The organism is Thalassotalea fonticola (assembly GCF_032911225.1).
In the GTDB taxonomy this organism is placed as follows: Bacteria; Pseudomonadota; Gammaproteobacteria; order Enterobacterales; family Alteromonadaceae; genus Thalassotalea_A; species Thalassotalea_A fonticola.
In genome coordinates, this window is sequence record NZ_CP136600.1 from 1348043 (window position 1) to 1368133 (window position 20091).

General features: G+C 37.6%; 18 protein-coding genes and 2 tRNA genes. 13 read left to right on the plus strand and 7 right to left on the minus strand.

The genetic code is table 11. From position 1 onward, the window contains the following. Positions 1–8 precede the first annotated feature (8 nt). The 3 genes from pheS to RI844_RS05575 form a co-directional block, all read right to left on the minus strand. Positions 9–989: a phenylalanine--tRNA ligase subunit alpha gene (pheS, locus tag RI844_RS05565; RefSeq protein ID WP_348397453.1), complete on the minus strand. Its 981-nt coding sequence runs from the start codon at positions 987–989 to the stop codon at positions 9–11. A 149-nt stretch (positions 990–1138) separates the two neighbouring features. Then, positions 1139–2341 carry an ABC transporter permease gene (locus tag RI844_RS05570; RefSeq protein ID WP_348397454.1) on the minus strand — a complete coding sequence of 401 codons (1203 nt, stop codon included), beginning with the start codon at positions 2339–2341 and terminating at the stop codon, positions 1139–1141. 1 nt (position 2342) lies between these two features. Next, positions 2343–3125: an ABC transporter ATP-binding protein gene (locus RI844_RS05575; RefSeq protein ID WP_348397455.1), complete on the minus strand. Its 783-nt coding sequence runs from the start codon at positions 3123–3125 to the stop codon at positions 2343–2345. Positions 3126–3299: 174 nt separating this feature from the next. On the opposite strand from RI844_RS05575, the gene RI844_RS05580 reads away from it, so the two are divergent. Both RI844_RS05580 and asnB read left to right on the plus strand, forming a co-directional pair. Continuing rightward, positions 3300–4928: a M28 family metallopeptidase gene (locus RI844_RS05580; RefSeq protein WP_348397456.1), complete on the plus strand. Its 1629-nt coding sequence runs from the start codon at positions 3300–3302 to the stop codon at positions 4926–4928. A 243-nt stretch (positions 4929–5171) separates the two neighbouring features. Further along, positions 5172–6836 carry an asparagine synthase B gene (gene asnB / locus RI844_RS05585; protein ID WP_348397457.1) on the plus strand — a complete coding sequence of 555 codons (1665 nt, stop codon included), beginning with the start codon at positions 5172–5174 and terminating at the stop codon, positions 6834–6836. Positions 6837–7046: 210 nt separating this feature from the next. Here the strand turns inward: asnB and RI844_RS05590 are convergent, their stop codons facing one another. After that, positions 7047–8120: a flavin-containing monooxygenase gene (locus RI844_RS05590; RefSeq protein ID WP_348397458.1), complete on the minus strand. Its 1074-nt coding sequence runs from the start codon at positions 8118–8120 to the stop codon at positions 7047–7049. Positions 8121–8382: 262 nt separating this feature from the next. On the opposite strand from RI844_RS05590, the gene RI844_RS05595 reads away from it, so the two are divergent. The 4 genes from RI844_RS05595 to RI844_RS05610 all read left to right on the plus strand — a co-directional run bounded on the left by RI844_RS05595 (position 8383) and on the right by RI844_RS05610 (position 11841). Further along, a complete protein-coding gene (locus tag RI844_RS05595) occupies positions 8383–9546 on the plus strand; it encodes a dipeptidase (protein ID WP_348398323.1) in 1164 nt (387 codons plus the stop codon). Between the two features lie 18 nt (positions 9547–9564). After that, on the plus strand, positions 9565–10548 hold the full coding sequence (locus RI844_RS05600) for a helix-turn-helix domain-containing protein (protein WP_348397459.1): 984 nt from the start codon (positions 9565–9567) through the stop codon (positions 10546–10548). A gap of 151 nt (positions 10549–10699) precedes the next feature. After that, positions 10700–11530 carry a hypothetical protein gene (locus tag RI844_RS05605; RefSeq protein ID WP_348397460.1) on the plus strand — a complete coding sequence of 277 codons (831 nt, stop codon included), beginning with the start codon at positions 10700–10702 and terminating at the stop codon, positions 11528–11530. A 128-nt stretch (positions 11531–11658) separates the two neighbouring features. Then, positions 11659–11841: a hypothetical protein gene (locus tag RI844_RS05610; RefSeq protein ID WP_348397461.1), complete on the plus strand. Its 183-nt coding sequence runs from the start codon at positions 11659–11661 to the stop codon at positions 11839–11841. Here the strand turns inward: RI844_RS05610 and trmB are convergent. Beyond that, the gene (trmB, locus tag RI844_RS05615; RefSeq protein ID WP_348397462.1) at positions 11818–12555 is read right to left on the minus strand and encodes a tRNA (guanosine(46)-N7)-methyltransferase TrmB; all 738 of its coding nucleotides are present in this window, start codon (positions 12553–12555) and stop codon (positions 11818–11820) included. The two genes, RI844_RS05610 and trmB, sit on opposite strands and share 24 nt — an antisense overlap. Before the next feature lie 162 nt (positions 12556–12717). Continuing rightward, complete coding sequence (locus RI844_RS05620; RefSeq protein WP_348397463.1) at positions 12718–13053, minus strand: YggL family protein; 336 nt, start codon at positions 13051–13053, stop codon at positions 12718–12720. A 212-nt stretch (positions 13054–13265) separates the two neighbouring features. Between RI844_RS05620 and mutY the strand changes: the two genes are divergently transcribed. From mutY to RI844_RS05645, 5 genes are all read left to right on the plus strand, one after another. Then, on the plus strand, positions 13266–14351 hold the full coding sequence (gene mutY / locus RI844_RS05625; protein WP_348397464.1) for an A/G-specific adenine glycosylase: 1086 nt from the start codon (positions 13266–13268) through the stop codon (positions 14349–14351). Continuing rightward, positions 14348–14620, plus strand: a complete 273-nt coding sequence (locus tag RI844_RS05630; protein ID WP_348397465.1) for an oxidative damage protection protein — start codon at positions 14348–14350, stop codon at positions 14618–14620. The genes mutY and RI844_RS05630 overlap by 4 nt, the downstream gene beginning before the upstream one ends. A gap of 174 nt (positions 14621–14794) precedes the next feature. Next, positions 14795–14870, plus strand: a tRNA-Phe gene (locus RI844_RS05635). Positions 14871–14964: 94 nt separating this feature from the next. Further along, a tRNA-Thr gene (locus tag RI844_RS05640) sits at positions 14965–15040 on the plus strand. A 316-nt stretch (positions 15041–15356) separates the two neighbouring features. Further along, positions 15357–17177 carry a hypothetical protein gene (locus RI844_RS05645; RefSeq protein WP_348397466.1) on the plus strand — a complete coding sequence of 607 codons (1821 nt, stop codon included), beginning with the start codon at positions 15357–15359 and terminating at the stop codon, positions 17175–17177. A gap of 90 nt (positions 17178–17267) precedes the next feature. Here RI844_RS05645 and RI844_RS05650 read toward each other — a convergent pair whose 3' ends face one another. Continuing rightward, positions 17268–17864, minus strand: coding sequence for a TetR/AcrR family transcriptional regulator (locus tag RI844_RS05650; RefSeq protein ID WP_348397467.1), 597 nt, complete (start codon positions 17862–17864; stop codon positions 17268–17270). 163 nt (positions 17865–18027) lie between these two features. Here RI844_RS05650 and RI844_RS05655 point away from each other — a divergent pair, with 163 nt between their 5' ends. Next, positions 18028–19068, plus strand: a complete 1041-nt coding sequence (locus tag RI844_RS05655) for an MBL fold metallo-hydrolase (protein ID WP_348397468.1) — start codon at positions 18028–18030, stop codon at positions 19066–19068. Positions 19069–19604: 536 nt separating this feature from the next. After that, positions 19605–19973 (plus strand): hypothetical protein, encoded by a 369-nt coding sequence (locus RI844_RS05660; protein ID WP_348397469.1) that lies wholly within the window; start codon positions 19605–19607, stop codon positions 19971–19973. Positions 19974–20091 lie beyond the last annotated feature (118 nt).

The window sequence follows — 20091 nt, forward strand, 5'->3', positions numbered from 1 at the left end:
TGGCTTTCCTACTTGAACTGTTTTAAGAAGCGAAGATCATTTTCAAAGAATGAACGTAAGTCATTAACGCCGTAACGTAACATGCTTAAACGCTCAACCCCCATACCAAAAGCAAAACCGGTATAAACTTCAGGATCAATACCAACACTGCGTAAAACATTAGGGTGAACCATGCCACAACCTAATACTTCCAGCCATTTACCGTTTTTGCCCATAACATCAACTTCAGCTGAAGGCTCAGTGAACGGAAAATAAGAAGGACGGAAGCGAATTTCTAAGTCTTCTTCAAAAAAGTTATGTAAGAAGTCATGTAAAATACCCTTTAAATGAGTAAAGCTAACATCTTTATCAACCATTAAACCTTCAACTTGGTGAAACATTGGCGTGTGGGTTTGGTCATAATCGTTACGATATACACGGCCAGGAGAGATAATACGCAATGGCGGTTTTTCAGTTTCCATGGTACGAATTTGTACACCAGATGTTTGCGTACGCAATACTAATTTAGGATTAAAGTAGAACGTATCGTGATCAGCACGAGCAGGGTGATGATCAGGAATATTTAATGCATCAAAGTTATGAAAATCATCTTCAATTTCAGGACCGGCTTTTACTTCAAAACCTAATTCCCCAAAAAAGCTTTCTATACGTTCGATAGTTCGCGTTACCGGGTGTAAACCACCATGTTCGATAGTATTACCAGGAAGAGTAACATCAATAGACTCAGCAGCTAATTTTTGCTTAATTTGTTCACTACGTAAAAGCTCACCTTTTAAGTGAATAGCTTTTTGTACTTGTTGTTTAGCTACGTTTATTAACTGACCCGCTTTAGGACGTTCTTCAGCACTTAATTTACCTAAGCCTTTTAATTGCTCAGTTAATTTGCCTTTTTTACCTAAAAACTCAACTCTTATTTGGTCGAGTGCAGCTGGATCGGCTGCGCTTGCTACGGCTTGTTCTGCCTGCAAGATAATGTCATCTAAATTCATGTTCCCTCGCGCGAGTTATCTATCGCTGTTGAGTATCGTTAATTGTGGACACAAAGGCCCTAAAATAGAAAAGCGGTAATTTTACACGAAAATTACCGCTAACATAGAAAAAATAAGCATTTTTTTGTAATTTTTACCGAGAATGTACCTTATCTAAATAAAACCGACTCTTTATTAAACCAATAAACGCAAAAAAGTATTGAAATAAAAGCGAAAACTCCGGTTGAAGCAAAGATTGGGATCAGTAAACTATAATCAATTGTGCCTTTGAGTAATTCTTTAATTGCTAATGCGACATTAGATATCGGAACTATCGCCCAGGTTGCATTAAGGCTAATACCGGGCGTCATACCAACAATAACTGGAAATATCACAAAAATTGACAATGGCCCCATATAATTTTGCGCTTCTTTATAACTGCTGGCGTATATAGAAATGGCCAATAAGGTTGCCGAAAATATGGCCGCCACAGGTACTAAAAGCAGCACAATCAAGCCATAATCTAACCAACCAACAGATGAAAGTATTTCAGAAACTTCTTGCACATCGAATAGTTGCCCAACAATAAACGACCAAAAGATCATACTAAAAATGGTTATCAGCGCTGTCATAACAGCCGTGGTCAAAATACATAAGAACTTGCCAATGACCAGCGAAAATCGTGATATGGGTGTAAGTAGCAAGGTTTCAATGGTGCCTCGTTCCTTTTCACCTGCGCCTAAATCAATTGCTGGGTACATAGCACCGGTTAAACACAAAGGGATGAGTAAATAAGGGATAAAACCACCTAACTGTTCACCAAAGCTTTCACGTTCATCGGCGGTATCAATTTCTTCAAACTTTATCGGCTTTTTAAACACCTCAAATTGTGATTCATCGAAACCTAAGTTAATCAACATCTCTTTTTGCAACGTTTCGCTAAAGGTGGCTAAAGCCTCTTCTACTTTACGTTTAGTGCCGCCGATTATATTGGAGCCATTAAAATATATCTTCCACACTGATGGCTCTGAATTATTAAATTGCGCTTTAAAGTCTTTGTTGAGCACAATAACTAGATCTAACTCGTCAGCTTTTATTTTTTCTATAATATCGTCTTCGTTTTCTACTTCAATTTTCATTGATTTAAAATCATTATGATAAAACAATGCGGTCGCAAATTCAGGGGCTACGCTTTCATTAACCAACACATAGCGGATCATTTTTTCTTGTTCGGTAATGGCTGCTTTGGTGCCTAAAAAGCCCATTACACCAAACACCACAGGGAAAATTACCATTGGCAAGGCGATGATAAAAAATAGGGTCTTTCTATCGCGTAATAACTCAATTAGTTCTTTAATGAATACTTGCCACATACTATTGTGCTCCCTTTAAAACATTCATAAAGGCTTTGCGTAAATCAAGATCACTTGCTTGTTGCTGGAAATTACCCACACTGTCATCAAAACAACTAACCCCCTGATAAATGACAGAAACCCTATCGGCAAGTAACGCAATTTCATCAAGGTGATGGGTTGAAAAAATAACTGCAGTCCCCTGCTGTTTCATCAATTGGACAAACTCCATTATGGTTTCTGTCGCCATAATATCTAGGCCAGTCGTCGGCTCATCAAGTACTAAAACTTCAGGGTTATGTATTACCGCACGAGCTATTGATACCTTTTGCTGCATGCCTGTAGATAAGTGTTCTACCCGTCTGTCTAAATAACTGGTTATGGCTAAACTTTCATAAATTTCATCTGCGTCATTTTTTAAGAACTCATCAGTCACACCATGTAATTTAGCAAAAAACTCTATATTCTCCCTAGCTGTTAATCGCCCATACAAACCAGTTTTACCCGATAAAAAGCCAATTTTTTGCTTAGCAATTTTAGGGTTTTTCACCACATCAACGTAACTCACATTAATGATACCTGAGTCAGGTTTAAGTGCCGTAGACAAAATTCTCAGGGCCGTAGTTTTGCCTGCGCCATTAGGTCCAAGTAACCCTAACACTTCGCCTTTGTCGCAATGAAAGCTGACATCTTTTAGTGCATGAAATTGATTGCCCTGCTCGCGTGGATCTTTACTTTGGCCATTATTTTTTTTCTTATGAGCTTTTATTGGAAATGCTTTACTCAGATTTTCAACTGATATCATTAAAATCCCTTTGAGTTATCTGAAATGGGGAAGAGAGCTTTCATTAAGTGTAACTGCCATTTATAACAAAGCAATATATCGGCTACATATTTTAACTGTTTGTAACAACTTCTTTATTTTGTGCTTCACAAGGGTTAGATTACATTGTCTTAATTTAATAATAGTTCTAACCTTATGAAAACAAAATCTAAATTAATTAGTCTTTTCAGTGCATTAACTGTGACTTTAACAAGTACGGTAGGCGCAAAAACATTCGAACAGGCATATCACGAAATTTCTGCAGATAAATTACATGAGCATGTAAAGATTATCGCTTCTGATGAATTTGAAGGAAGATTACCTACCACTAACGGTGAGAAAAAAGTACTCGATTACCTGACTACACAATTTAAAAACAATGGCTGGAAACCCGGTAATAACGGCAGTTATTTACAAGCAGTTGAGTTATCAGAAATAACCGCCGGCGATGACACCAACCTTACCATTAAAGGTAAAGGTAAAACTAACAAGTTAAATTACTTAACCGAAATGGTTTTAGGAACATCACGTGTTAGCGAGTTAGAAACAATAACCGATTCAGAAATTGTTTTTGTCGGTTATGGCATTAATGCACCGGAATATAAGTGGAATGATTATGAAGGAATCGATGTAAAAGGCAAAACTGTAGTAATGTTGGTGAACGATCCTGGCTTTGCATCAGAAATACCAAGCCTTTTTACCGGTTCGGCAATGACTTATTATGGTCGCTGGACTTATAAATATGAAGAAGCAAGTCGACAAGGTGCGGCTGCGGCAATCATAGTTCATGAAACTGCACCTGCATCATATGGATGGTCAGTTGTAAAAAATGGTTGGTCTGGCCCACAATATAAATTATATGCCGAAGATGGTAATAAAAGCAGAGTACAAATTGAAGGTTGGTTAACCACTCAAAGTACTCATGAATTATTCGCGCAAGCAGGTTTAGAATTTAACACTTATAAAAATAAAGCCATGCTTGGACCTATCAATAAATCATTAGGTTTAACGGCTACTGCTTCAGTAAAAAGTACCATTAAGCGCTCTACGTCTCATAACTTTATTGCAACGCTGCCAGGTAGCGTTACACCTGAAGAACACTTATTATTAACTGGCCATTGGGACCATATGGGCAGTGATGACAGTTTAAAAGGTGATAAGGTTTATAATGGAGCTCATGATAACGCCACAGGTATTGCCGGTATAATTGAAATATCTCGAGCTGTTGCCAGTTTAGACACAGCACCTAAGCGCTCTATTACCGTAATTGCCACGACAGCGGAAGAGCAAGGTTTATTAGGCTCTAAATATTATGCTGAAAATCCAATTTTTCCATTAGCCAAAACGGTTGGTGTACTAAACTTAGACAGTTTAAACATTCTTGGAAAAACAAAAGATTTAGTGGTGAACGGCTTAGGAAAGTCTGAAATGGAAAACTATCTTAAAGTCGCGGCGAAAAAACAAAATAGAATATTGGTAAAAGAAACCAACCCAGCGGCCGGTAGTTACTATCGCTCTGATCATTTTAATTTTGCTAAAGTTGGTGTTCCTGCTTTATACGCTGGTGGCGGTGGTAAGCCAGTGGATGCAAAAACGGCAGAATATCGTAAGAAAACTTTACCAATAATGCGCAGCTGTTATCACCAGCTATGTGATGAATATAATCCTGACTGGGACTTTTCAGGCGCAAGGCAAGATTTACAGGTTACTTTTGATGTACTTTATCAAGTAGCTGATTCAAAAGATTGGCCACAGTGGTCTAAATCAAGCGAGTTTCAACGTTAATAACTTGTAAATAATTAGTTTTTGAATAAATTTGAATAAATATTCTAATTTAGATGAAATTGCTATTGATTTTTAATAGCAAATATAAGATTCTCAGGGGCCGCGATGTAATAAAGTTTACATTGCGGCCTTTTCTTTTATAAGAGTTAAGTTCAACATAGCCATTTATTACTCTGTTGTTGCCTTAAAAATTTTTATAAAGGTTTATTATTTCGATTTTGATTTTGTGAGGAAGCATATTTTATGTGTTCAATTTTTTGTATTCTGGACATCAAGTCTGATGCCAGCGCGTTACGAGGGCAAGCCATAGAGCACTCTCGTTTATTAAGACACCGAGGGCCAGATTGGTCTGGAGTTTATTCAAATGACAATGCTATTTTAGTGCACGAGCGCTTAGCGATTGTTGATACCGAAAATGGCGCACAACCTTTATATAATCAAAATCGAAATAATGTGTTAGCTGTTAATGGCGAGATCTACAATCATAAGAACCTTGAAGCTAATTTAAACGTTGATTATGCATTCCAAACTAAATCTGACTGTGAAGTGATTTTACCTTTATACGAAGAGTTTGGTGTTAACTTTATCGATAAATTGCAAGGCATGTTTGCTTTTTGTTTATATAACCAAGAAGACAACAGTTATTTAATTGCTCGTGATCACATGGGGATTATTCCTTTATACATGGGCCATGATGAACATGGTAACCTTGTTATCGCCTCTGAAATGAAAGCGCTAATGCCTATTTGTAAAACAGTAAGTGAGTTTCCTCCGGGACATTACTTAGACAGCAATGATGGCGAAATCAAACAGTACTACAAGCGTGATTGGACTGAATATGATGCCATTAAAGATAACACTACTGATATTGCTGAATTAAGAACATCTTTAGAAGATTCAGTAAAAGCTCATTTAATGACAGACGTACCTTACGGGGTGCTATTATCAGGTGGTTTAGATTCATCATTAATATCATCTATCACCCAAAAGTTTTCAGCTCGCCGTGTTGAAGAAAACGATTTATCTGAAGCTTGGTGGCCAAAAGTTCATTCATTTGCCTGTGGTTTAGAAGGCAGCCCCGATTTAATTGCCGCGCAAAAAGTGGCTGATTCAATTGGTACTATTCACCATAGTATTACCTTTACTGTTCAAGATGGTATTGATGCCTTAAAAGAAGTGATTTATCACATTGAAACCTACGATGTAACGACAATACGTGCATCAACACCTATGTGCTTGATGGCTCGTAAAATTAAAGCTATGGGCATTAAAATGGTGTTGTCTGGCGAAGGTGCAGATGAAATTTTTGGCGGTTACTTATACTTCCATAAAGCGCCAAATGCTAAAGAATTCCATGAAGAGTTAGTACGCAAGTTAGATAAGCTACATATGTTTGACTGCTTACGTGCCAACAAGTCAATGTCGGCTTGGGGAATTGAAGCTCGTGTACCATTTTTAGATAAAGAGTTTATGGATGTGGCAATGCGTATCAATCCAGAAGACAAAATGTGTAAAGATGGCAAAATTGAAAAGCACGTACTTCGTGAAGCGTTTGAAGGCTACTTGCCAGAAGAAATTTTATGGCGTCAAAAAGAACAATTTTCTGATGGCGTTGGTTACTCTTGGATTGACAGTTTAAAAGAGCATGTTGAGGAACAAGTATCTGATCAGCAATTAGCGAATGCAGAATTTAAATTCCCGCATAACACACCAGATACTAAAGAAGCGTACTTCTACCGCACAATATTTGAAGAGCACTTCCCGTTAGCATCAGCTGCAGAATGTGTTCCAGGTGGTAAGTCAGTAGCCTGTTCAACAGAAGCGGCACTGGCATGGGATGAAAGCTTTAAAAACATGGCAGATCCTTCTGGCCGTGCTGTACAAGCGGTTCATAACGAAAGTTACTAGTAGCCCATTCAATAGGCTCACTTTAAAAAGGCTATAGATGATATCTATAGCCTTTTTTACGTCCGAATGAATTCGGACCAACCATGGAAATTAACCGGATATAAACGCCGGTTGGCGTGAATTTTAAATCATGGATGATTTAACTTAGAATTGCCAAGGATGGTATAAATTCTGTATTCACGCGTAATGGCGAAGCCAAAGGTGAATAGCTTAAGCAAAATTTCCAACAGGAACATTTTCAGTTGCAGATGTTAAGTTTGCGATGTACTTATGCAAGTATTCAGAATCTTTTCCTACCCCGCCAAGAGTGGCTGACCCTCGTGTATGCATCCAAGGTAAACCAATAAAATACAACCCTTGAACAGCAGATACACCACGATAGTTTTCAGGGTAACCTTGCTCATCCAGTTTTACATTACCTAACCAAGAAAAGTCAGGCTTATATCCCGTCGCCCAAACGATGTTCTTTATGCTACGCACTTCTGTATCGCTAAAAGTGATTAAATTGGACTCTGCCGAAACAGTTCGGCCAACTTGCTTAACATTATCTCGAGCAAGTAATTTTTTGACATTAGTACCAATAACAGGTTGCATTCGTTTAGCAATTTGTTTGCCTAAGTATGAATGTTTCGACAAAGATAAAACGCCGAGATTTTTAAGCCACCACCATAGCGTTTTGCCTAAAAACGACTGTGGCAATGATGCTAAACTGTTGACGCCAGAGCTGAAGCAAACACGGCCAGTATCGGCAATTTCAGATAAAATTTGTACGCCGGAATCACCGCCGCCAACCACTAGGGTATCGCCTGCTTGTAATTGTTGTGGACTTTTATAGGCTGAGCTATGTATTTGGGTAATATTAGAATCAATATTAGCAGCAAAGCCAGGAATAGAAGGCGTATGAAATGGCCCGGTAGCAACGACTACATTTTTACATTGCAGCTCGCCCAAAGGTGTATCAAGAACATAGTTTTGATTATTCTTATGTAACGCTTGTACCGTAGTTTGAAGCTGTATCGGTAAGTTAAACGTTGATACATATTCAGATAAATAAGCGGCAACATCATACTTAGTCGGATATTCATTAGGGCCCTGATAAGCAAGTCCTGGAAGACCATTGTATTGTTTTGGAGTAAATAGCGTTAATGAATCCCAACGGTTTAACCAAGCACTGCCTATTTCATCACCACTGTCGACAATTAAAAAACGAACGCCTAATTTTTTTAATTGATAGCCCATAGCTAATCCAGCCTGGCTACCACCTACCACAATATAATCGTACATACTTTACCGTTTATTTAGAATTCGAGTGCATGCTAACAAATTTGGCGCTAAATTTGCATTATTGTCATAAAATAAAATAATTTAATCTGGGGTGAAATATGTACAGCCGCAAAAGTTCGTGATTATATGTTTATTTGTAGAGTTATAAGTTTTTATCGGCTTTATGTAGTAATGTACGTTCATTAAAAATCAAATCCGGGAAACAACTTTGATAAACCTCTCACTTAAAATAACAGCATTAACACTTAGCATATCATGCTTGATGTCTTGCTCAGAGCCAACCATCAAGCAAACTGAACAGCCTTTGAATGGTAAACAACTTGCGCAGAAATACATAATTATTGATGGTCACATTGACGTTCCTTACCGACTAGAAAAGCAATGGGATGATGTTACTAAAGCCACTGAAAGTGGCGACTTTGACTATCCAAGGGCAAAATCTGGCGGTCTAAATGCGCCATTTATGTCTATCTATATTCCTGCAGCTTTTGATCTAAGTGGTGGCTCTAAACAACTAGCAGACAAATTAATTGACTCAGTAGAGTCAATAGTCAGTACTGCCCCCGAAAAATTTGCTATCGCTCGTAGTGTCAGCGATGTGCAAAAACATTTTCAGCAAGGTTTAATTTCACTTCCTATGGGCATGGAAAACGGCAGTCCAATTGAAGGTAAAATTGAAAACTTACACCATTTTTATAACCGAGGCGTACGTTACATCACCCTGACACACTCAAAAACAAATCATATCTCAGATTCATCTTATGACCCATTACGCCCAGCGAGTGGTCTTACTGATTTTGGCAAACAGTTAGTATTAGAAATGAATAAAGTTGGCATGATGATAGATGTCTCACATATTTCTGATGATGCGTTTTATCAAGTTATGGACTTAACAGAAGCACCCGTAATTGCTTCTCATTCTTCAGCTCGCAAATTTACCCCTGGATTTGAACGTAATATGGGTGATGATATGCTGCTAAAGTTAAAAGAGAATGGTGGTGTTATTCAGATAAACTTTGGCTCTGGTTTTATCGCACAAGATTCTTTAGAGCACAGAAATACCTACAAAGCAGCGCTGAATGAATTTATGGCAGAAAATACTGTAACCTCTAATAGCGATGAAGTGAAAGTTTTTACCCAAGAATACTTGGCTAACAACCCCTTCCCATTCGCTTCACTTAATGATGTGCTCGATCATTTCGACCACGTTGTAAAGCTTATCGGAATTGATCATGTAGGAATAGGCTCTGATTACGATGGTGTTGGCGATAGTTTACCTGTTGGTTTAAAAGATGTAGCAAGTTACCCTAACTTAATTGATGGCTTACTGCAGCGTGGCTATAGTGAAATGGATATTGAAAAGATCCTTTCGGGTAATGTACTTAGAGTATGGCAAGCCGTTGAAAACTACTCTAATCAACATTGATAGCGTTCACATACCATAATGAAAAACCTATATTTACTACAGGCAAAAACTCTAACTCCTATAAAGCAAATACTGGATGAAGCAAATGCGCCTGTAGCAGATATATATGAAAAAGCATTATTACCCCAAGCAGCATTATTTGATGAAAATATAACAATTTCATGGATTCCATTTCGAAATTTAATGGCAATTATCGAAAGAAAATATCAAGTAAAAGATTTGGGGTTTATTTTAATTGATAAGATTGGAAATACACACTTAGAGCAATATTTAATTTTTATTCAAAAGCACTCTAGCAACCTACTCGATGCGTTAGAATTATTTTGCGATATAAACACCTTCACAGCTAATAATAATGATTTATGGATAGAAACGGATAAAGCCGGTCATTGGTTTTGTTACAATCCAATAGAATATAACAATATAGGTAATAATGTTATTGAACAATATATTCTGGCTTCAATGATTGAAGTAATTCAATATTTAACGCAAAGCTCTTGGACGCCAAAATTTATCGGTTTAACTCGCTCAGATCATCACTACTCTAGTAATAAATACTTAAAAAATGCCCAATTAGCCTACGGGCAGCCTTCAACAAGAATACTAATAGATGAGCAAGTAAAAGAATTAATGCAAACTGGCAGCAAACCGCAAGCAACCTCTATTGCAATAAACAACTTTGCCGCATCAATGGTGGAGCAATTAACCAAGATATTACAGCCCTATTTATATGAGTATTTACCTAGCATTGATGATGCAGTAAAAATTACTGGCTTGAGTAAGCGTAGCCTGCAACGTTACCTAGCCAATGAAGGCATGACCTATCGAAAACTGATTGAATTAATTCGTTTTGAACGATCAAAAAGCTTGCTTGAAAATTCGCTATTAAGCGTAGAGATGATCAGTAAGCAATTGCATTATAGTAATTACCATAATTTCAGCAGAGCCTTCAACCGCTGGGCGAAAATGACTCCGACCAAATATAGAACACCCCACCTTTAAGACTGTAAACAATAACGTAACAAAACTGTATGATTTGTAATCGTTTGTATTGGCGCCAAATGATATAGATGTATTTAACCTTTAGGCATAACATGCCGGCAATTAATTTATAAACATCATCATTTGAAGTGAATCTTCTTAGGACTATAAAATGAAATTTGTAAAATCATTAACTAACCTTGCCCTAGCCGGCCTGCTTACTACGACATCAGTGTTTGCTACTGAAAAAGAAATTTCAGCTGACGAAGCTGCAAAAGAACTTGCTAACCCCAATACCGCATTTGCTAGTTTAACGTTTAAAAATCAATTTAAATCGTATGATGATGGGAGCGAAGTTAAACTAACGTTATTCCAACCATCTTTACCGTTTACAATGGACAGTGGCGACAAAGTTATCTTTCGTCCCGCAGTTCCAATTATTCATGATAACCGTTCTAATGAATCTGGAATTGGTGATATTGGTTTCGATTTAGTGTTCGCTCCAAAGCAAGAAGACCCAACTTCACTAATGGCTTTCGGTATGGTTGGCTCTTTACCAACAGGTAGCTCTGATGTTGGTGGTGGTGAAGTTGTTGCTGTAGGCCCCGCGTTATTCCTAGGTAAATTTAAAGCAGATGGTACCGGCTTAATCGGCGCATATACGTCTCACCTTGAAAGTATCGATGAAGGTGAGTTAGGTGACGCTGGTAAAATGAGCGTAACGTCTTCACAATTAATGTGGATCAACATTGAGCAAGGTGGTTGGACTTGGGGCTCTGCACCAAAAGTTGAATATAATCACGAGATTGAAGATGAAAAATTAACATTACCTGTTAACTTTACGGTCAGTAAAACAACGATTTTAGGCGGCCGCGCTTGGAAATTTGGTATGGACTTTGATTATTACGTAGAAAAGAATGATCTATACACTCCTGATTACATGATCACGTTTTCAATCACTCCTGTAGTTGAAAATGTAATAAATACTTGGATACATAACTAAATCCAGTCAGATAAATAATAGATTTTATGTAAAAGAGGCAGAGTTAAACAATTTTTAACTCTGCGCTTTTGTATTATTAGATATTAAATCCTGAAATAAATTCAGGAAAATATGGTTAGTGTTTAGCCATGCTATATTACGAAACAACCACCACAAACATTACTGAACGACTATCATCATTTACTGAACGACTACCACCATTTACTGAACGACTACCACCATTTACTGAACGACTACCACCATTTACTGAACGACTACCACCATTTACTGAACTTGTTTCAGTATCTCTAGTCTATTTTATTAAACTGTAAATCCCAAACACCATGGCCTAAATTTTGGCCACGATTTTCAAATTTGGTTAACGGTCTAGAATCAGGGCGAGGTACATAGTCTTGAGTTTCAGACAAGTTATTAAACCCAGGTGCTGTTTTCATGTCTTCTAACATACATTCAGCGTAGTTTTCCCAATCGGTTGCCATGTGGAAGATACCGTCTACTTTTAATGCGCCGCGAATACTTTCAATAAACTCAGGCTTTACTATACGGCGTTTATGATGCTTAGCTTTATGCCAAGGATCAGGGAAAAACAATTGTACTGTATCAACTGTTCCTTTAGGAATACAGTCTGCTAATATTTCTATCGCATCGTGTTCGTATACTTTTAAATTTGTTACACCTTCAGCTTCAGCCTCAGCAATACAAGCACCTACACCTGGACGATGCACTTCAATGCCAATAAAGTTTATCTCTGGTGCCGCTTTAGCCATAGCAACTAACGACTTACCCATACCAAAACCAATTTCTAAGGTAATAGGATTGTCATTACCAAATAATGTTTTAGCACTTATCATTCCATCAGCATGGTTCAACCCCATAGTATCCCATAAAGTATCTAATGCACGGGCTTGGGCTTTCGTTAACCGACCTTCACGCTTTACAAAACTGCGCACTTTACGAATGTACTTTCCTTCCGCTTGTGCTTGCTCAATGGTTTTGTGTTTTTGTTGGTGATTTTCATTAGTCATATAACTTTTACTCTATTGCTTGTTCGAAAAACGGGGTTATACCAATTTGATATTTTAGATGATAAAATAGCGGGCGCTATTATCGTTTTTTTACGCAGATAACTCAATAACCCTATTCTAAATTAAACAAGGTTATTGCGTTTTTATATGATTATTTAGCGGTTATGCCCACCAAACATCATATAAATCAGATACTGCCACAGATTTAGCGCCAGCATTGGTTAACCAGGCTTCAACATCTTTACGATTCTCATCTGTACACTTACCAAGCTTTTGAGTACATACCAAGCCATGCCAAATTAAATCGCCTTCGCCACCAAAACCTAAACCATTTGGCTCGATAACTTCGTCAAAAAATTTATCCATAAATTCATCAATCGCTTCATCTGTCGTACCTTCAGCAAACTGCCAAGCTAAATCAAAGCCTAATTCTTGAAACTCATCTACGCGCATTTTTTTACGTAAACGGCGACTACGGTTGCTTACTTTTTCTGTCATGATAATCCCTAATTAATGTTCAATTTAAACCCATATAACCCTGATTAAAAAGATATAAAAAGAGTAACAAGTATTTATGGTGCGAAGAATAGTGCTAAATGAACAAATTGCCAAGTTTTATTGCAGCTAAAGACAAACTTATTTGTCGTGGATCAACCAAGCTAAAAGCGCTACACTCGCGGATATAGTAGTAAATAACAATAATGATAATCATGTCTTTTAGTGAAAATGTTTTAACTTGGTTTGACAACCAAGGCCGCAAACACTTACCTTGGCAACAAAGTAAAACTCCGTACAGTGTATGGATTTCAGAGGTAATGCTACAACAAACTCAAGTTGCCACTGTCATCCCGTTTTATCAACGCTTTATGAATAGCTTTCCTGCAATTACCGACTTAGCCAATGCTGATGAAGATTTAGTGTTACACCACTGGACTGGTTTAGGCTATTACGCCCGGGCACGTAACCTGCATAAAGCGGCCAAAATAATACGCGATGAATATGATGGAGTGTTCCCTGAGAACATAGATGAAGTAATAGCCCTTCCTGGTATTGGTCGAAGTACAGCTGGCGCAATATTATCTCTGGCGCTTAACCAGCACCACCCTATTCTCGATGGTAATGTTAAACGAGTATTAGCTCGGTACCATATGGTATCCGGATACCCTGGGCAAAGTGCCTTTGATAAACAGTTATGGCTGTTATCAGAAAAACTGACTCCGGAGCAAGGCGTTGCCAACTTTAATCAAGCGATGATGGATTTAGGCGCCATACGCTGTACACGCAGTAAACCTAGTTGCACTGAATGCCCACTAAAAGAAAACTGCCAAGCATTTTTCCATGAAAAACAAGCTGAGTTTCCCGGAAAAAAGCCTAAAAAAGATAAACCTATTAAGCAAACTATTATGGTTATGTTTACCAATGAAGACTCGGTATTAATGTATAAACGACCACCAACAGGCATTTGGGGCGGTTTATGGAGCTTTTATGAAATAGAAACATTTGATGAATTACCACGACTTGAAAAGGAGCTAGGCCTTACAATAACCAGTAAAAATGAATTAAAGGGCTTTCGGCATACATTTTCACACTTCCACTTAGATATAAAGCCATTACAAGCAACGGTTGAAAGCTTAAGTGATAGTACAAATGGAGTAATTATTAATGAAAATGATCAACAGCTTTGGTACCATCTTCAACGCGGCGCAAATGTAGGATTAGCCGCATCAAGTAAGACTTTATTATCATTAATAAATGAACATATTATTGAACAACCAATCAAAGAGAAACAATTATGAGCCGTAAAGTATTCTGTCAGCATTTTAATAAAGAAGATGATGGTTTAGATTTTCAATTTTATCCTGGCGATATTGGAAAAAACATTTTTGATAACATTGGCAAAGAAGCTTGGGGAATTTGGCAGAAAAAACAAACCATGCTTATTAACGAACATAAGTTATCTATGATGAACCCAGAAGATAGAAAATTTCTAGAAGAAACTATGGTGGCATTTTTATTTGAAGGTAAAGAGCCAGAAATCGAAGGCTATACACCAGAGAAAAAGTAAGCATTGTTAATAAAACGATAAATAATCGTCTAGTTTTGCTCAATAAATCGATAGATTGGATTAAAAATAGCCAAACAAACATTTATTTGAAAAAAGTAGTTGACTGAATAACAGAAAAACAGTCTAATAGCGCCCGTCTTCAAGGCAAAGCCAAAAAGCTTAGTCAAACGAAGCGCCCCGATAGCTCAGTTGGTAGAGCAGCGGATTGAAAATCCGCGTGTCCCTGGTTCAAATCCGGGTCGGGGCACCATTAATTTCAGAGACAATGATTAATTGTTGTTTCGGTGCCAAGATACGATAACTCAAGTTTAAATTTAGTTTGACTATCGCACACAGTTTTGTGTGCCGACTTAGCTCAGTTGGTAGAGCAACTGACTTGTAATCAGTAGGTCGCCAGTTCGACTCCGGCAGTCGGCACCATTTATATCAAAGCCTCAGCAGAAATGCTGAGGCTTTTTTATTTGTATTGTCCCGTCCTGAAATAGGTTTACACTTTTAGGATTTATTTATTTTTAGCTTTTAATTACTCCAATGCGAAATAAGCTACCTTTAACTCAAATATTGTTAATGGCTATTTTAGGCTCGAAGTTTACCGCTTAATGGGTTTCCCCAACCTTTAATTACCCACATTTGTAACAAAACATTTAATTGATTATAAAACAATTTTTCTTTAAAAAATAATGATATAGAATCAATTTCAGTTACAGTAATTAAACTTAATAAATCAAGGAATGATATGAACAAATTGAATTTATTTCTCGTATTTTTTTGTCTGACGTATTTGTCTGCCTGTGGCGAAACAAAACCGACAGTAAATAAAGCCCCCGTTATTACCATAGAATCAACGCTAATAATAAACAGTGGCTCTACCGTTGAACTTAGCGCAGTTATATCTGATCCCGAAGGAGATACAGTCAATATTACTTGGCAGGCGGATAACCAGGAGGTGAGTTTTACTGAGCCTAATGAATCATCTACTTCAATCACCTTCCCGACAACCAATATAGATATGGTTGTCGTAATAACCCTCATAGCTAAAGATAACGCGGGCAACTCAAGTCAAAAATCAATCTCTGCTGAAATTAAGGCTGACACTACAACAAATGAAGCACCGATAATTAGCATGCCTGCTGACCAAAAAGCCTTAGGAGGGCAAAACATTGTACTGATTGCCACAGTACAAGACCCACAAGATGATGATGTGTCAGTGGAGTGGTATGCGGAAAATGCAGATATAACTTTTTCTGATAAGAATAATTTAACCACCACTCTCGCCCTGCCCGATGTGAACAGTGAATTAACCACCACTATCACCTTAAAAGCTACAAATACACAACAGAACCAAAGTGAAAAAACACTTCAGCTAATTATAACGCCAAATAATAGTGAGCCAGCGCCTACGGTTAATATAGAACTGGTAGAACACTTTAATACCATATCAGGTGATGTCACCACCCTTAGTGCGCGCTTAACCAGTAATGTTGAATTAGAGTCAGTTTTATGGGATGTAAATTCTTTAAATGTTAACGATGAATCTATCGAAAACATCACCCAAGGCAATGTCACCGAATCAATAATTACCTTTACTGCCCCGCCAGTAAACCAATTGACTGAATTTCCTGTCAAAGTTAGTGCAGTTACCGCTCAAGATGGTACATTTATGGCCGATAGTGTTGTTTCTATCGCTGTTGATAGCACGTATACACTAAGGGTGACTTTACCCGAAACAGTAACGGTAGACGAGAGTACAAGTACGAGCATTACGCCAATAATTGAAAGCTCACATGCAGTTGACTCTTACCAGTGGCGCTGGTTATCAGAGCAAACACTAACATTATTAACACCAAATAATAAAGTACTGAGTATATCAGCACCTTCGGTAGACTCAGATATTCAAGGGCAACTTGAGCTAACAGTAATAATGGGAAATCTAAGCCAAACCGTTACCACTGAACTCACCATAGAAAACCAAGAGACTGCAAGTGATGTTATTGTAACGGCTTCCAAGCTAATTGCGGTAAAAGGCCAAGCAATTACACTTAATGTGATTACAGAAAATTTCGAACAAATTAAACAATGGTCTTGGCAAGTATCAAATGTGCAAGGTAGCAACATCAGTGAAAGCAATAAACACTTTGAAATAACCGCTCCCGATGTTACCGGCCAACAAACCATGACGATTACTTATCACGCCACATTAATTGATGGCAGTGAAGTTATGAAAATAGCAAACATAACGGTATTATCAGAATCTATTGCCAGAAGCTCTTTTAATTTTGATGCGGGCGATATTCCTATAATTTACAACAATATTGAGAAAACCTACGCTTTCAGCTTTACTGATCAGCACGGCTTAGTAGATGCATTATCGATTGACCAAAGCTTAACATTCAGCACCTTCGAAAAAGTTGAATTAACACGCGATGGGGCTCAAATGAACCTAGTATTAAAAACGAGTACGATAACCGCTGACTATATTGACTTTATGTCACTCAATATTGTTTATGGGGATTATGTGCAACAATATCCTATTCAATTAAAAATGCGAGTTAATTAAAAGCCATAAGTTGAAAGAAGGCTAAGTACTAGAAGCGCTGTTTGATAATAAACAACGCTTTAGCTAACAAATTGTTGCCTGCGAATGCTGTTAACTCTGATAATTACCAAGGAACATCGTCACGGCTGAGCTAATAATATCCTGTTGCTGTGATTTATCAGGAAATGGTTGGCCTTGTACTACTTGTGGCCAAAAACAAAAACCTTTAAGTAAAGCAAAGAACTGAGTAGTCGCAAACTCGGCATCATCCACTTTTAATACGCCATCAGCATTTGCGGCACTAATCCAGCCAGATAAATTACCATCACGTTTTTCAACTTCTGCTAGTGCTTGATTAATACGGTGGGGAGAGTGCATAGCCTCGGCCATTATGACTTTAGCCAAATCAATAAACGCCGGATCAGACAATAAACGAAGTTCTTGTTCAGCAATGTCAGTTAACTGCAACGCTAAACTCTTATCTGCCTGATAATGAATAGAGACTGCAGTGGTGAATAATGCCAACATTTGTTTAATAATCGCATCAAATAATAAATTTTTACTCGCAAAATGATTATAAACAGTACGCTTGGAAACCCCTGCGCTATGGGCAATTTGATCCATACTCGTGGTTTCAAAACCCTTGTTTTTAAATTCACTGATAGCTGCAGCGATTATTGCTTGATTTTTTTCGTTACTTCTAGCCATTAGTTGTCCTGTTATACCAATGATTTTTCCAGAATGGTTCAATATTACACTGAGTGGTTTACTTTTCAATGCATTTTAATTACACTGCACAGTGTAGTTTACATTTTAAGTACCTTATATGATAAAAAACCTTTTCTTAATTATTGTTATTCTAGGAGCAATCATGACTTCATGCGCCATAGTACAACCAAATAGTAACCATGGAACTATAGAAAATTCACCGCAATTTAACGACGGTAAGTTTCAAAATAGCAAAGCTTTAGACACCATGTCGCTAAAGAAAATTCCTGAATACATCAAGCGCTACTTAAGCGAAAAACGCAAAGACGTAGCACCAATAAAGCCTATACCTGTACAGAGAATTAGTACTGAAGCATTAAAAAGCTTGCCCGCAGACAGTATCACCCTATTTCGTTTGGGGCATTCAAGCTTTTTACTTAAAGCCGAGAATGCCTTTTGGTTGATAGATCCTGTTTTTTCTGACAGGGCGTCACCATTTAGTTTTATCGGACCTAAACGGTTTCATCAACCACCGATCAGTATTGAAGAACTCCCAGAAATTAGAGGAGTTATTATTTCACACAACCATTATGATCATTTAGATAAATCAGCAATTAAGGCGATGGCTAAAAAAGTTGCAACTTTTATTGTTCCATTAGGCATAGCCGCTGACTTGGAAGCTTGGGGAATTGATAGTAACAAAATTATTGAACTTGATTGGTGGCAGTCTTCTACAATTGCAGGGCTAGAGCTAACGATGACGCCAGCGCAACATTTTTCCGGCAGGGGGCTAACGGATAGTAATAAAACACTTTGGGGATCGTGGGTGATAAAAAGCAGCAAACAATCTGTTTTTTACAGTGGCGACAGCGGTTATTTTGATGGCTTTAAGCGCATAGGTGAAAAGTACGGGCCATTTGATTTGACCATTATTGAAACTGGGGCGTATGATAAAGATTGGCCAGATGTACATATGACCCCAGAGCAAAGTTTACAAGCCCATATTGATGTAAAAGGTAAAAGAATGCTACCCGCTCATAACGGTACCTTCGATCTAGCCTTTCACCCTTGGTATGAACCGTTAGAGCGGATCACTCATTTAGGCAAAAGTGCGAGTATTGATATTATTACACCAATTGTTGGCGAACCTGTAGCAATTGCAGCCAATATAAGTTTTCTGCCGTGGTGGCAAGGGTTGAACTAAAGCAGAGTGATTGTTTTAAATGATTTAAAAACGTTCAAAACTGCGTGTTTTTGTATAAAGAAAATTGAACTGCCCTACTGGTTAGATCCGTAGCTAATACCAATTTTCATAAGTATGTAGTCAAATCAAGTCTTAAAACCAATGGTATAATACGAAAAGCAGTAGTTTGACTCCGACATGACTCCATGGATAGCTGAGATAAAGCGACGCACTAGTGCATGGATGCACTTAGGTAGAAAAATGCAGGAATAATTGTCGAGGGAGTCAGAAACAGAGTCGATACCATTCCTGCGTAGAAAGCAAGCAGCCCTACCCTCGATTAGTTTTTTGTAACAATTCATTACTCGATTTCTATAGTTAATTTCACTAACATCATTAAAACCAACTACCCACCTACTTTACCCTATTATTGACACAACATGCCTCGACTCTTTTCTAGTTGACAATACTTTTTATTCAGTTGTAACAAGGACATAAATACTATAAGTTAAAATTGAAAATTGAAAATTGAAAATTAAATTTAACAAGGAATTAAAATGAAATTTAAAATAAAACAAATATTACTCCCCTTATTTTTAGTCACTTTAGCCGGCTGCAGCTCTACTAACTCTGATGAACAAGCTTCTACGGAACAAGCAACTGACATTGTTGCTGCCAATCAACTTGAAAAAAATAATGGAAATGCTCCTGCTAGTAGTGAAGGACAAAATCTCGCTAATAACACTGAAGGCGCTACAACCAAAAATAAATTGGGCTATAAATGCGAAAATATTGTATTAACAGGTACTCGCATTAAAAAAAGAATTTGCACTACCGCAGCTCAACGTAAAGCGTCTAAAGAAAAAGCTCAGGACTTTCACCGTCATATGAAAATACCTGACAGTATTGGCCCTAAGGCACAATAATTGGCTTAATTCGTACAGTAGCATCATTTTTAACAAAGCCTCAGCAGAAATGTTGAGGTTTTTTATTTAGAGAAATCTAGTTAGCTCGCTATTCTGTTTATTCGGACCGGTTCATCAA